Below are 13,544 nucleotides of genomic sequence, written 5' to 3'. Positions count from 1 at the left end.
AGCCCGATGCGCCGCATCATTTTATTAACAATTCCACTTCCACACCAACACATCTCCAATTTTGATTTGAATCGCAAAAATCATTGCGCCCACCTATAGCAAACGTTTTCTTTGCACAAAAATCAACCGCCTGTCGCTATTTTTATTCTGCTATTGAGAAAACGCTCGATGTGCTTATTGCTAAATGTAAATATTCCGTGTAAAAAGCAGGAGCAAAATTTTTGCCCATATAGTGATATGACACTAGTGGCTAACACTAGGAATTTACAATTTATTAGCACAGAGGTTATGGAAGTGTTAAAGACGAAGGGTTTACTAAACAACATTGGCGTGCAAGTTGTGATCGCCATGCTCGCGGGTACTGCCGTGGGTGCCGCGATGGGTCACGATGCAACGCTGTTTGCTCCATTGGGTGCAATCTTTATTAATCTGATCAAAATGCTGGTGATCCCTTTGGTTGCAGTAGCACTGATTTCAGGTGCAGCAGGTCTGGGCGACAGTCATTCAGCGGGTAAAGTAGGCGCAGTAACTCTGAGCTACTTTGCACTCACTTCAGCCGCGGCAGTTGCTCTGGCATTGGTTATGGGTGAACTGTTCCAACCGGGTGTCGGTGTCGATGTTTCCGGTGTTGAGAGCATGTTCTCGGCAGAATACGCATCAAAAGGTGAACTTCCAACTTTCTGGGCAACCATTATTGGTATGATCCCAACCAACGTTTTCCAGTCACTGAACGAAGCGAACATCCTGCAGATCTTGGTTTTCTGTTTGTTTTTAGGCATTGCAATTTCTAAGCAAGCCAAAGAAAAACGTGACCCTGTGATCAACGCAGTGAACACGATTGTTGATGCCATGGTATGGATGATCAACAAAGTGATGCTGATTGCCCCTATCGGTGTATTTGGTCTGATGGCTGATGCTGTAGGTACTTTCGGTTTCAGCGCACTGATGGTGGTGTTTAAGCTGTTTGTGGTTTACGTTGCAGCGATTGCGATTTTCGGCTTTGTTGCTTACCCACTGATGATCCAACTGTTCAGCAAAATGTCGGCGAAAAAGTTCATTCAAGCAATGAAAAAGCCACAAGCGGTTGCACTGTCTACCGCCTCTTCGATGGCGACACTGCCTGTCACTATGGATACGGTGAAAAACGATCTAGGTGTACGCAACTCGACGGCTTCTTTCGTACTACCGCTAGGTGCGACCATCAACATGTCAGGTAACGCGATCTACTACGGTCTGGTCGCGATCTTCTTTGCTCAATTGTTCAATATTGACCTGAGCATGGGTGCTTACATTGCGATCATCGTGACTGCTACTCTGGGTGCTGTTGGCCAGGCGGGCGTGCCGGGTCCTTCTTTCCTCGTTGTTGCTGTACTGCTTGCCGCTGGTATTCCAATTGAAGGTCTACCACTGCTGTTTGCTCTGGATCGTATCTTCGACATGATTCGTACTGCTCTGAACATTACCGGTGATGCTGCCTGTGCCGTGATCGTGGATTCGATGATCACTGAAGAAGCTGCCGCTGAATTGGAAAAAAGCAAAGCGTAATCACGCTTCTCAATAGCGGATAAGCAATAACTCATAAGCAAAAGCCAGACATTATGTTGTCTGGCTTTTTTCTTTACCAAGTCTCTGACTATTTCAGTCAGTGGGAAGGAGGCTAATCAACTTAGCGACCCAGAGCCTCTTTGTAGTGCTGGCGGCAGACTGAAACATACTTATCGTTACCACCAATCGCCACCTGATCTCCTTCGCAAATCGCTTTGCCATGTTCATCAGTACGAATCACCATATTGGCTTTGCGCCCACAGTGGCAAATGGTTTTCAGCTCAATCAGTTTATCTGCCCATGACAGCAGATATTTACTGCCTTCAAACAACTCACCGAGGAAATCGGTACGCAAACCATAACACAGCACGGGAATATCCAGCTTATCCACCACTTCGGTCAGTTGGTAAACTTGCTCTTTAGAAAGAAACTGGCACTCATCCATTAAAATACAGTGACGAGATTCAGCGCCGTGCAATTCTGCGATCACTTGAAACAGGTTGGTATCTGCATGGAAAAGGTGTGCTTCGGCCTCAAGCCCAATCCGAGAACTCACTTTACCCACACCGAAACGATCATCGATCGCCGCAGTAAAAATCAGTGGGTTCATGCCGCGCTCTTGGTAGTTAAATGCAGATTGCAATAAGGTGGTCGATTTACCCGCATTCATTGCCGAGTAATAAAAGTACATCTGAGCCAAAGGAGAAATCCTGTCTGTATCATCTTACTGTCTGCGCTCTCGTACAGCGCAGGTGAATCGGTCACTGACTTCCATAAATTTAAATCAGTGACAACTACTCAAACGACTTGGTGTTGCAGGTAGGCGGCCAGTAATCGAGTCCCGATGAGCATAGATAAACTATGCGATTGGGGTGAGCGAACGTAGCCAACACCGCTGCAACTTCAAGTAGGAAGAGTATAAAAAAGGGTGGCTAATGCCACCCTTTGCAAGGCGTTGATTACGCTTTATCTTTCGCAAGCTTCACCGCAATCGCTAACTCTTCCAGCGCTGCTGGGTTAGCCAAACTTGGCGCATCGGTCATTAAACACGCGGCTGCAGTGGTTTTCGGGAACGCGATAACATCACGGATGTTTTCAGTGCCGCACAGTAGCATCACCAGACGATCCAGACCAAATGCCAGACCTGCGTGTGGTGGCGTACCAAACTTCAGCGCATCCAGCAGGAAGCCGAACTTGATACGCTGCTCTTCTGGCGTGATGCCCAGAATGTCGAATACAGCAGATTGCATTTCTGCGTTGTGGATACGTACTGAACCACCACCCACTTCGTAGCCGTTCAACACCATATCGTAAGCGTTTGACAACGCTTCTTCTGGATTCGCTTTCAACTGCTCAGGAGTCAGGTTTAGTGGTGAAGTGAATGGGTGGTGCATTGCCGCCACGTTACCTTCGTCATCACCTTCGAACATAGGGAAATCAACAACCCACAGTGGAGCCCACGCAGATTCATTAGTAATACCCAACTCTTTACCCGCTTTCAGACGCAGTGCACCTAGGGCTTCAGCCACCACTTTTGCAGAATCTGCACCGAACAGAATGATATCGCCCGTTTGCGCTTGAGTACGCTCGATGATGGCTTGGACGATCTCTTCAGTCAGGAATTTCGCTACTGGCGATTGGATGCCTTCCATGCCCGCAGCCAAATCATTCACTTTCAGCCATGCCAAGCCTTTCGCACCGTAAATAGCAACAAATGCAGTGTACTCATCAATTTGTTTACGCGTCAGCGCTGCGCCACTAGGGATGCGCAGTGCGGCAACACGGCCTTTTGGATCATTCGCAGGACCAGAGAAGACTTTAAAATCCACGTCTTTCAGCAGATCAGCAACGTCCACCAGCTCCATTGGGTTGCGTAGGTCAGGTTTGTCTGAACCGAAACGACGCATTGCTTCGCTGTATGGCATGATTGGGAAATCGCCCAGATCCACATTCAGCAATTCAAGCCACATTTCACGAATCATCTTCTCAGTCACAGCACGCACTTGTTCTGCGGTCATGAAAGACGTTTCGATATCGATCTGGGTGAATTCTGGTTGGCGGTCAGCACGCAAATCTTCGTCACGGAAACATTTTACGATTTGGTAGTAACGATCAAAGCCTGACATCATCAGCAACTGTTTAAACAGCTGTGGTGATTGTGGCAGAGCGTAGAAGCTGCCTTTGTGTACACGGCTTGGTACTAAGTAGTCACGTGCACCTTCTGGTGTTGCTTTGGTCAGCACCGGGGTTTCGATATCAAGGAAACCGTGTGTATCAAGGAAACGGCGCACAAAGCTTGATGCTTTCGCACGCAGTTTAATGCGGTCACTCATCTCTGGGCGACGCAGATCTAAGTAACGGTACTTAAGGCGTTGCTCTTCAGAGTTCTTTTGGTTGAAGTCGAGAGGCAGAACGTCTGAACGGTTAATGATCTCAAGACCACGCGCCAACAGTTCAACTTCACCCGTCGCCATGTCTTTATTCACTTGGCTTTCTGGACGCGCACGCACTTCACCGGTCAGTTTGATACAGAATTCGCTACGCAGTTGGTTAGCCACAGCGAACACATCCGCCATATCGGGATCCACTACTACCTGAACAATACCTTCACGATCTCGCATATCAATGAAGATTAGACCGCCTAAATCACGACGGCGATTAACCCAGCCGCACAGCTCTACAGTTTGTCCTACCAAGGACTTGTTCAGGTGACCACAATAATGGCTACGCATAGTGAATTTCCCAATCTCAATTAGTCATCAAATTTAACGCTGAAAGGTCGTGGTGTGCTTAGCAGACTGCCATTTCAGCAAAGTTCCATTTATACGCCGAAAGGGATTTAAGATCGACCTTCCCACGTACAATTTGTTGTCTTTTCTTACCCCTTGCTGCTTTTTAACGCAATAATCCTTCTAAGTAGAGATTAAAGGCTAACCAGCAAGGAAAAATAGGCGCTGATTATAGCGCTAAAATCCCGTATTCTTCAAAACTCTCGTGATGATGATTTAAGGAGCCCGGCCAGAGTGATGCCTTCTCTTCCCTTGCGACTCGGTTTAACGCTGTGGTCTCATCCTGCGTGGCAGAGTGAATTTTATGGTAGCGGCACGCAAGCAGCCGATCGGCTTGCCAAATACGCCAGCGTTTTTCACACTGTGGAAGGCAATACTACTTTTTATGCATCACCTTCGCCCAGTACCGTACTCAACTGGCGCGCCGCGACTCACGATGACTTTCGCTTTACCTTTAAGCTGCCCAAAAGCATCACTCATCAACATCTGCTGCGTGATTGTAAAGAAGAGCTGCTGAGCTTTTTACGTTTAATGGAACCATTACACTCTCGAATTGGGATGTGGACTATCCAACTGCCTGCGGCTTTTGGTCCTGAGCATCTGGCTCAATTGAAAAATTTTCGCCAATGGTTTCCGGCGGATTTTCCACTGGGCGTGGAAGTGCGTCATTTGGCCTTTTTTGGCAAAGGCGAAGCGGAAAAAGCGCTCAACCAATGGCTCGTTGAACAGAACATTGATCGCATCATTATGGACAGTCGTCCCGTTTTTGCGGCGCTACCGAACACAGAAGCGGTAATTGATGCGCAGCAGAAAAAACCGAAAGTTCCCGTACATGCGATTGCCACCGCCGAGCATCCAATGATCCGTTTTATCGGCCATCCTGAATTGGAGGCTAACCTACCCTTTTTCAGTGCGTGGCAAAACAAACTGCCAGAGTGGATTGCTCAGGGCAAACAGCCTTATTTGATGATTCATACGCCAGATAATGATTTGGCACCTCAGCTCGCACTGCTGCTTTATCAACAATTACAACAAGCTATCGCTTTACCTGATCTAGCGCCGTTTCCCGCAACGCCTGAGCAGCCGCAACTGAGTATGTTCTGAATGAAATAGTCCATTTCACTCGATTTACCTTAAAGACAACGTGTGTAATGACAGACGCCACGATTTTTCATAAAATACGCGCCCTTTGTCGAACCTGCTCAAGTTGATCAGATACAAAACGCTGCCATGAGGTCTGCTATGAACCCAAAAGATACTCTCTTTTCCGCACCCATCGATAAAATCGGTGATTTCACATTTGACGAGCGCGTTGCTGAAGTCTTTCCAGACATGATCCAACGTTCGGTGCCGGGTTACAGCAATATCATCTCCGCAATTGGCATGCTGGCAGAACGCTTTGTTAAGCCACATTCACAAATTTACGATTTAGGTTGCTCACTGGGTGCGGCTACCCTTTCTATGCGCCGCCATATCAAACAAGAAGGCTGCCAAATCATTGCGGTCGATAATTCTGCGGCCATGGTTGAGCGCTGCAAGCTACACATCAACGCTTATCGCTCAGATACGCCAGTACAGGTGGTAGAAGCCGATATTCGTGATATCGCGATTGAAAATGCATCTGTTGTGGTACTCAACTTCACATTGCAGTTTCTCGCGCCGGATGATCGTTACGCATTACTAGAGAGAATCTACAACGGACTGCGTCCAGGTGGCATTTTGATCTTGTCGGAAAAATTTGTGTTTTCTGATCAAGAAGCTCACGAACTCTTGATTGATTTGCACCACGATTTCAAACGTGCCAACGGTTACAGCGAATTGGAAATCAGCCAAAAACGCAGTGCCATCGAGAATGTGATGCGCCCTGATTCAATCCAAGATCATAAAGAACGCTTTGCTAAGCTGGGATTCTCTAGCTTTGAAGTCTGGTTCCAGTGCTTCAACTTCGGCTCAATGTTCGCAATTAAATAACTTGTTCGCCGTTAAGTAAGCCCATTTTTTCCGTAGCTCGTCTGCGTAACTTGTTTTCATGCTTGGTGATTCTCTGCGCCAAGCATGAACCATAGAAAACTTGCAGAGAGCATAGTTTAGGTATTAAGCCCCATGTTCAACTTCGCCAATGTTTACCAACAGATCGCCCAACATCCTCAACTACAGCTGTGGCTTAATACCCTGCCGCAACAACTGACGGATTGGCAAGCTAAGCAGCACGGTGATCTGGATCGCTGGATGCGCAATCTAAAGAAAATTCCGGTCGGCCAGCCGGATGTGATTGATCTGAAAAACGCGGTAGCGGCACACAATCATGAGCCACTCGCACAAGGTGAACAGAAGAAGCTGGAAGCGGTGCTCAAAACCTTCCATCCTTGGCGTAAAGGTCCTTACCATCTGCACGGTATTCATATTGATACAGAGTGGCGCTCAGACTGGAAATGGGATCGCTTACTCCCACACATCTCTCCGCTGAAAAACCGACTGGTGCTGGATGTCGGCTGCGGTAACGGCTATCACATGTGGCGTATGCTGGGTGAAGGTGCTCAGCAAGTCTTCGGTATTGACCCTTCAGAGCTGTTCCTGATCCAGTTTGAAGCGGTGCGTAAACTGCTGGGTGATGACCAACGCATCCACTTGCTACCGCTCGGCATTGAACAGATGCCGGAACTGAACGCGTTTGATACCGTATTCAGCATGGGTGTGCTGTATCACCGCCGTTCGCCGCTAGATCACCTGCTGCAACTGAAAAACCAGTTAGCTTCAGGCGGTGAGTTGATCCTCGAAACTTTGGTAGTAGAAGGTGATGAACATACCGTATTGGTCCCGTTTGATCGCTACGCTCAGATGCGCAATGTCTACTTCTTCCCTTCTGCATTGGCTCTCAAAGTGTGGCTAGAGAAAACGGGCTTTGTCGATGTACGTATTGTTGATGAAAACATCACCTCTTTAGGTGAGCAACGTACCACCGAGTGGATGACGCACAATTCATTGCCAGATTACGTCGATCCACAAGATCCAAGCAAAACCATCGAAGGCTATCCGGCACCACGCCGCGCCATTCTGATTGCCAAAAAGCCATAATTGACACAGTTTTAACTCGCTCATTCGGGTATAACGTTACCCTTGGCAAAGGATGTTTAACGCATCCTTTGCTATAACTTCTTCTATACACTTACTGATAAAAAATAATAAGGTCGCGAATGTTTAAGCGAATTGCCCCCTTTGCCGCATTGAGTTTGCTTTCTGGCTGTACACTCACCAATGGCGATGAATACCACCAAGCGACTCTCGCCGCGATTCAAAGTACCGAAACTAACATGACCCAACAAATGACCAATTTAGAATCTCAATTGGGTCTACAAAATGATTATATTGAAAGCCTTGAGCAGCAGATTGTTGAACTCAAGACCCAAGTCAGCCAAATCAAACTGCCACCTCCTCCCGTTCAAAAACGTGCGCAATCAACAAAACCTTCTAATGATCAAAGTGCGAACGTAACTAAGCCTCGCCATGACGTGGTACTTGGTGAAATTGAAAGTGTCACCATTGATGCCATCAAACAAGCATTTGACGCCCGTATCGATACCGGTGCTGCGACATCATCACTCAACGCGGTTGATATTGAAGAGTTTGAGCGTAATGGCAAAAACTGGGTGCGTTTCCACTTGGCTGATGATAAGAGCGCTAACACCGATAGCAACTGGATTGAAGCTCCAGTGTTACGTTATGTACGCATTCGTCAATCCACCAATGAAAGCACTGAGCGCCGGGCCGTGGTTGAACTTTGGGTAAAACTCGGCTCTATCCATGAAAAAGCACAATTTACCCTCGCTGACCGTTCGCAGATGAGCCACCCAGTTCTGCTTGGCCGAGAGTTTATTCGTGATATCGCTCTGGTTGATGTCAGCCGAAAATACATTCAGACCGAACAAAAATAGGCGAGATGATGACTTCTAAAATCCCTTTTTATATTTCAGTCTTCCTGCTGTTTGCCACTGGCATTACGCTCAGTGTTCTACGCCATCAAGACTATGGTGTGCCTTGGACACCCGGTGAAGCCCGCCAAGTGTGGGATGTTGAAGCAAGAATTGAATTTGCCGCGCAAGGTAAAGAGGCCAAAGTCTCCCTTGCCGCACCGTTGACTCAGGAAGGTTATACCCTGATTAACGAAACCGCTTCATCGCCAGGTTACGGCATCTCCTACCTCAACACCGATTCTGGCCGCCGTATTGAGTGGTCAATTCGTCAAGCAAGCGGCCCACAAACTATCTACTACAAAGCGCAGTTTCTGGTCGACCCGCAAGCAAAAGCTGTACAGATCCCACCTAATCAAGAGATCGTGAAACCCACTTTTGAAGGCCCAGAAGAATCGGCCGCTATTGCTTTGATTGATCGCGCCGCACAGCGCTCTGCCGATCACATCACGTTTACCCGTGAGCTGATCAAAACGCTGAACGATTCAGAAAGCCAAAATGCTTCCTTGTTACTCAACAAAATGAGCAAAGTGGAAGCCACCCAAAAGCTGCTCTCTTACGCTCAAGTACCGAATAAGGTGGTTGGCGTCATTCAACTTGAAGATGGTCGTCGTCGTCAGTCGATCCAACACATGAATGAAGTGTGGAATGGCAAGGCGTGGATTTTGTTTAACCCTGAAACAGGTACTCAGCCCACTCATCCGAATTTGTTAGTGTGGGACGAATCGAACATCTCTTTGCTTGATGTGATTGGTGGACAAAACAGCCAAGTCATGTTCAGTATGATTTCGCAAAAAGTCACACCACAACAAGCCACTGATAGCAAAGTCGAGGCCGATGGTTTACTGAACTTATCGATCCACAGCTTACCGCTCGAAGAGCAAGCGATGTTTAAGACCATCATGCTGATCCCAATTGGGGCGCTGATCGTCGTATTTTTGCGCGTGATTGTCGGCTTGAAGACGTCTGGCACCTTCATGCCAGTGCTCATTGCGGTGGCTTTTGTACAAACACAATTGACCACGGGCATCATAGGTTTTCTGCTGATTGTGGGTACGGGCCTTGTGATCCGCAGCTATTTATCAAAGCTCAACTTGTTGCTGGTCGCGCGGATCTCCGCAGTGATCATCACGGTAATTTTGATTATCTCAGTCTTTACCGTTGTGGCTTTCAAAGTCGGTTTGACTGAAGGCTTAACCATCACCTTCTTCCCAATGATCATCCTTTCTTGGACCATTGAGCGAATGTCTATTCTGTGGGAAGAGGAAGGCGCCAAAGAAGTCCTACTGCAAGGTGGCGGTTCTCTATCGACAGCCATCCTGATCTACTTGGCAATGACCAACTCCTATGTACAGCACTTAACCTTTAATTTCATCGGGTTACAACTTGTTGTGCTTGCGGCAATTTTGCTGTTGGGGACTTACACCGGGTATCGAATTTCTGAACTACGTCGCTTCAAGCCATTGGTGGAGGAGAAGTAATGTGGTTTTCATTTTCGCTCTCTGATTACACATCCCCATTTAAGCTGCGTCGTAAGGGCATTATGGGGATGAATAAGCGTAATCACGCTTATATCGGGCGTTATAACGATCGCTCCAAGTACCCTTTGGTGGACGATAAGCTCAAAACCAAGCTCATCGCACAGCGGGCTGGATGTACGGTTCCGAAACTCATTGGTGTGATCAGCAATCAAGCTGAAGTGAAAAACATCCACGAGATGGTCAAAAGCTGGCCGGGGTTTGTAATTAAACCTGCGCGTGGTAGTGGCGGTAAAGGCATCTTGGTGGTTACTGCGCACCAAGATTGCGTCTACACCAAACCTTCAGGTTCTACCATGAACAAAGAGGATGTAGAGCGCCACATCAGTAACGCGCTGGCTGGACTCTTCTCTCTTGGCGGGAAAAATGACGTTGCGGTAGTAGAAAACCTCATTCAGTTTGATGACTGTTTCGATGGCTTCAGCTACGAAGGTGTGCCCGATGTGCGCATTATCGTGTTTAAAGGCTACCCTGTGATGGCGATGATGCGTCTATCCACTTCCGCCTCCGATGGTAAAGCCAACTTGCACCAAGGCGCAGTTGGTGTGGGTATTGATATTGCCACGGGCAAAGCGGTACGTGCAGTGCAATTTAATAAGCCCGTAACGCATCACCCCGATACTGGAAAAGAGCTTTCAACATTAGTCGTTCCACACTGGGAGAGGCTGCTGACATTAGCGGCAAGCGCATGGGAAATGACCGGATTGGGTTATCTTGGTACCGATATGGTATTGGACAAAGAGGAAGGCCCAATGGTGTTAGAACTCAATGCTCGGCCTGGTCTTGCGATTCAAATCGCCAACGGAGCAGGACTATTACCTCGTTTGCAGCATATCGAAAGCCTAGGCTCGTCACTGATTTACCCAACACCAGCAGAACGAGTAGCCTATTCCGTTCGTAAGTTTGGAGTTCACACAACAAAGGCTTAAAAGAATTTTCTAAGCACTTTGCTTTGTTACTGAAAGACAAAAGGCTTCCTTCGGGAAGCCTTTTTCGTTAGCCATGAAAGCATTGAATTACGCGTATTGCGCTTCAAATTCCTTCATAAAATCCACTAGAGCTTGTACGCCTTCTAAAGGCATCGCGTTATAGATGGAAGCACGCATGCCGCCGACTACACGATGGCCTTTCAATGAAACTAAGCCACGCGCTTCTGCCAGTTCCAAGAAAGTGTTGTCCAACTCTGGTTTAGCAAGTTGGAATGGCACATTCATCAATGAACGGTTAGCTGGGTGAATGTCGTTACGATAGAAATCAGAGGAGTCAATGTAGTCATAAAGCAGTGCCGCTTTAGCACGGTTTACAACTTCGATCGCTTTCACACCGCCTTGTTCTTTCAACCACTTGAATACAAGACCTGAGAGATACCAAGCAAAAGTTGGCGGTGTGTTAAACATGGAGTCTTGCTCAGCAAGAATTTTGTAGTTCAGTACACCAGGTAGCAAATCACTCGCTAAATCGAGTAAATCATCACGTACGATAGCAATACAGATCCCTGCTGGGCCAATGTTCTTCTGTGCGCCTGCGTAAATCACACCGTATTTCGACACATCGATTTCACGTGACAAAATGGTTGATGACATGTCAGCGACGATCGGCTTATCAGTCACCGGCAGATCATTAATCTCAATACCATCAATCGTTTCGTTAGGGCAGAAATGCACATAAGCAGCATTATCTGCGATACGCCAGTCACTAGCCGGCAATACGGCAGTTTTGCCTTCTTTTTCGATTTTGGCGTCGAAAACATCCACTGTGCAGTATTTTTTCGCTTCTTTCACCGCACTTGCAGCCCAATAACCCGCGTCGATATAAGTCGCCGTTTCTGCATCACCAAGCAAGTTAAGCGGCACCGCAGCAAATTGCGCTCGTGCTCCACCTTGGCAGAACAGGACTTTGTAATTATCAGGGATATTAAGTAGATCGCGCAGATCGCGCTCTGCCTCATCGGCAACTTGAATAAACGGCTTACTACGGTGGCTAATTTCCATTACCGAAGTGCCCAGGTGATTCCAGTTTATAAATTCGGCTTGTGCCTGTAGCATCACTGCCTTAGGCAACGCTGCTGGACCTGCACTAAAGTTATAAACCGTATCGGTGTTGTGCTCCATGTGTTATTTGCTCCTGCTAACGAAATGTTCTGTGATTAATACCACTTTTTCAGTCAGATAAAAAGCGAGAAAAGAGGCCTTACGGCCTCTTTTCCTGAGCAAATAACAACAAAACGTATTTTTAGCCTTGCGACATCATCAACGGCATTAGCAACATCACTAATGGCATGGTTTTTCCGCTTGGGAAAACGGCATTACCCTCTTTGATTTCAGCTTCTAAGGTGTAGCCTTTGTCATCCTGAGTCATCATTTCCATCATCATCAACTGATCAATACCCTGCTCAATAAATGGGAAGCTGGTAACCAATTGATTGGAGATAAAGGTTTTCGTCTGCCCTGTCAGTGCTGGGATAACCGCCATCGGATCTTGCAGCAGATTTTCAGTGCCTTCTGGAACGTTGAAACGCCAGTTAGACGCAAAATCACCACCTGCAATATTGGCTGAGAAATTATCAATTGAGATAAAGAAACCCTTGCTGAACAGTGCTTCTACTTGTGGCAAAATCTGCTCAACTTCTTGCTCTGTCATTTCTGGTGAGCCTTGATAAAGCTTAGAAAGCGCTTTTGTCGCAGCAGCATCTAAATCACCTAAGGTGAAATCTAGCGCGAAATCTTTAAACTCACCTTCACTGTATTTCGCGTTGGCAATCTTCATTTGGTGAGCAGTCGTAAAGCGTGTCTGAGTAGCATCTAGCGCAGAAGTAAAGTGATAAGTCACACCATCTACATCAAACTCAGCTTGACCTGCTTGGTTGATAGTGAGTTTATCTAGCTTAAAGTTCTGAGCACCTAGCCACAAACCATCGCTTTCTTTACCTTGGCCATCACCGCTGATTTGGCTAAGCACCATTTGCGCTTGGTTTTCAAAATCTAACACCATTTTTGGCATGCTGAGCTGATAAGTCATCTCACCAAGAGTAGTAATTGAGCCGGTCATCTGTGCTGGTTCAATGGTTAAAGCCACAGGCTCTTCACCTTGGAATACATAATTCCACTGTTCCAACTTCACTGTGTAATCGGTATTGCCGTTCAAATGAGTGTTCGAGAGAATTTGCAGTGGAAACTCTGGGAATTGAGGTAGCGTAGAAACTGCTGAAACGCCCATCAGACCATGCGTCAATTTACTGTCGACTACAATTTCGGTTGGGATCCCTTCAGCTTCTAATTGCGCCACAATGGCAGGATCAGTGATGCGGTAACGAGTCTGCATTTGTGATGATAGATAGCCGCGTTGATAGTTCACCAACTCAGCAGCGGTTGACGAACTGTCAAAGTTAGCCAGCCCATCTTTAATCGCAGACTCACCAATTTGCCCGACCGCGAGCGGCCAGCATAAACCTAGCGCAACGGCCCCACCCACTGCACCGATAATTTTTATTGATTTCATAGTCGAAGTTTTCCTTGGGATTGAGTTTGCTTAGTTTAGGTGACGAAAGTCGTACAAGATACAAATAATTGTCAACATTTATGCAAACAACGGGAAAAGTATGAATTAAATCAGAGTATTGAACTGCAACGCTGTCGATTAGAAATTCTCTAACCCCGCTCCCACTTCCCTACTCCCATCCCTGCTACAGTAAGCACGTCAAAAGT

At 47.0% G+C, this 13,544-nt stretch carries 11 protein-coding genes; 7 read left to right on the top strand and 4 right to left on the bottom strand.

The genetic code is table 11. The annotated features are described in order from the left end of the window. Positions 1-288 precede the first annotated feature (288 nt). On the top strand, positions 289-1,545 hold the full coding sequence (locus D908_RS09850) for a dicarboxylate/amino acid:cation symporter (RefSeq protein ID WP_000453422.1): 1,257 nt from the start codon (positions 289-291) through the stop codon (positions 1,543-1,545). A gap of 121 nt (positions 1,546-1,666) precedes the next feature. Here D908_RS09850 and D908_RS09855 read toward each other — a convergent pair whose 3' ends face one another. Both D908_RS09855 and aspS read right to left on the bottom strand, forming a co-directional pair. Continuing rightward, positions 1,667-2,245 (bottom strand): thymidine kinase, encoded by a 579-nt coding sequence (locus D908_RS09855; protein ID WP_005524444.1) that lies wholly within the window; start codon positions 2,243-2,245, stop codon positions 1,667-1,669. Between the two features lie 259 nt (positions 2,246-2,504). After that, positions 2,505-4,277, bottom strand: a complete 1,773-nt coding sequence (aspS, locus tag D908_RS09860) for an aspartate--tRNA ligase (protein ID WP_005524442.1) — start codon at positions 4,275-4,277, stop codon at positions 2,505-2,507. A gap of 291 nt (positions 4,278-4,568) precedes the next feature. On the opposite strand from aspS, the gene D908_RS09865 reads away from it, so the two are divergent. The 6 genes from D908_RS09865 (at position 4,569) to D908_RS09890 (ending at position 10,769) form a co-directional block, all read left to right on the top strand. Continuing rightward, the gene (locus D908_RS09865; RefSeq protein ID WP_086028627.1) at positions 4,569-5,438 is read left to right on the top strand and encodes a DUF72 domain-containing protein; all 870 of its coding nucleotides are present in this window, start codon (positions 4,569-4,571) and stop codon (positions 5,436-5,438) included. Positions 5,439-5,576: 138 nt separating this feature from the next. Next, positions 5,577-6,305 (top strand): carboxy-S-adenosyl-L-methionine synthase CmoA, encoded by a 729-nt coding sequence (gene cmoA, locus D908_RS09870; protein WP_001068378.1) that lies wholly within the window; start codon positions 5,577-5,579, stop codon positions 6,303-6,305. A 132-nt stretch (positions 6,306-6,437) separates the two neighbouring features. Further along, positions 6,438-7,409 carry a tRNA 5-methoxyuridine(34)/uridine 5-oxyacetic acid(34) synthase CmoB gene (gene cmoB, locus D908_RS09875; protein ID WP_005524438.1) on the top strand — a complete coding sequence of 324 codons (972 nt, stop codon included), beginning with the start codon at positions 6,438-6,440 and terminating at the stop codon, positions 7,407-7,409. Between the two features lie 119 nt (positions 7,410-7,528). After that, a complete protein-coding gene (locus D908_RS09880) occupies positions 7,529-8,266 on the top strand; it encodes an ATP-dependent zinc protease family protein (protein WP_000476331.1) in 738 nt (245 codons plus the stop codon). A gap of 8 nt (positions 8,267-8,274) precedes the next feature. Further along, positions 8,275-9,783 (top strand): inactive transglutaminase family protein, encoded by a 1,509-nt coding sequence (locus tag D908_RS09885; RefSeq protein ID WP_005524434.1) that lies wholly within the window; start codon positions 8,275-8,277, stop codon positions 9,781-9,783. Then, positions 9,783-10,769 carry an alpha-L-glutamate ligase-like protein gene (locus D908_RS09890; protein ID WP_005524432.1) on the top strand — a complete coding sequence of 329 codons (987 nt, stop codon included), beginning with the start codon at positions 9,783-9,785 and terminating at the stop codon, positions 10,767-10,769. Before D908_RS09885 ends, D908_RS09890 begins: the two co-directional genes overlap by 1 nt. 87 nt (positions 10,770-10,856) lie before the next feature. On the opposite strand, the gene serC is transcribed toward D908_RS09890, so the two are convergent. After that, the gene (gene serC, locus D908_RS09895) at positions 10,857-11,951 is read right to left on the bottom strand and encodes a 3-phosphoserine/phosphohydroxythreonine transaminase (RefSeq protein ID WP_000400860.1); all 1,095 of its coding nucleotides are present in this window, start codon (positions 11,949-11,951) and stop codon (positions 10,857-10,859) included. A gap of 121 nt (positions 11,952-12,072) precedes the next feature. Next, positions 12,073-13,338 (bottom strand): DUF945 family protein, encoded by a 1,266-nt coding sequence (locus D908_RS09900; RefSeq protein ID WP_000835825.1) that lies wholly within the window; start codon positions 13,336-13,338, stop codon positions 12,073-12,075. Between the last annotated feature and the right edge of the window lie 206 nt (positions 13,339-13,544).

It is taken from the genome of Vibrio mimicus CAIM 602 (assembly GCF_000338875.1).
Taxonomy (GTDB): Bacteria; Pseudomonadota; Gammaproteobacteria; order Enterobacterales; family Vibrionaceae; genus Vibrio; species Vibrio mimicus.
This window is presented reverse-complemented; position numbering and strand designations above follow the sequence as displayed.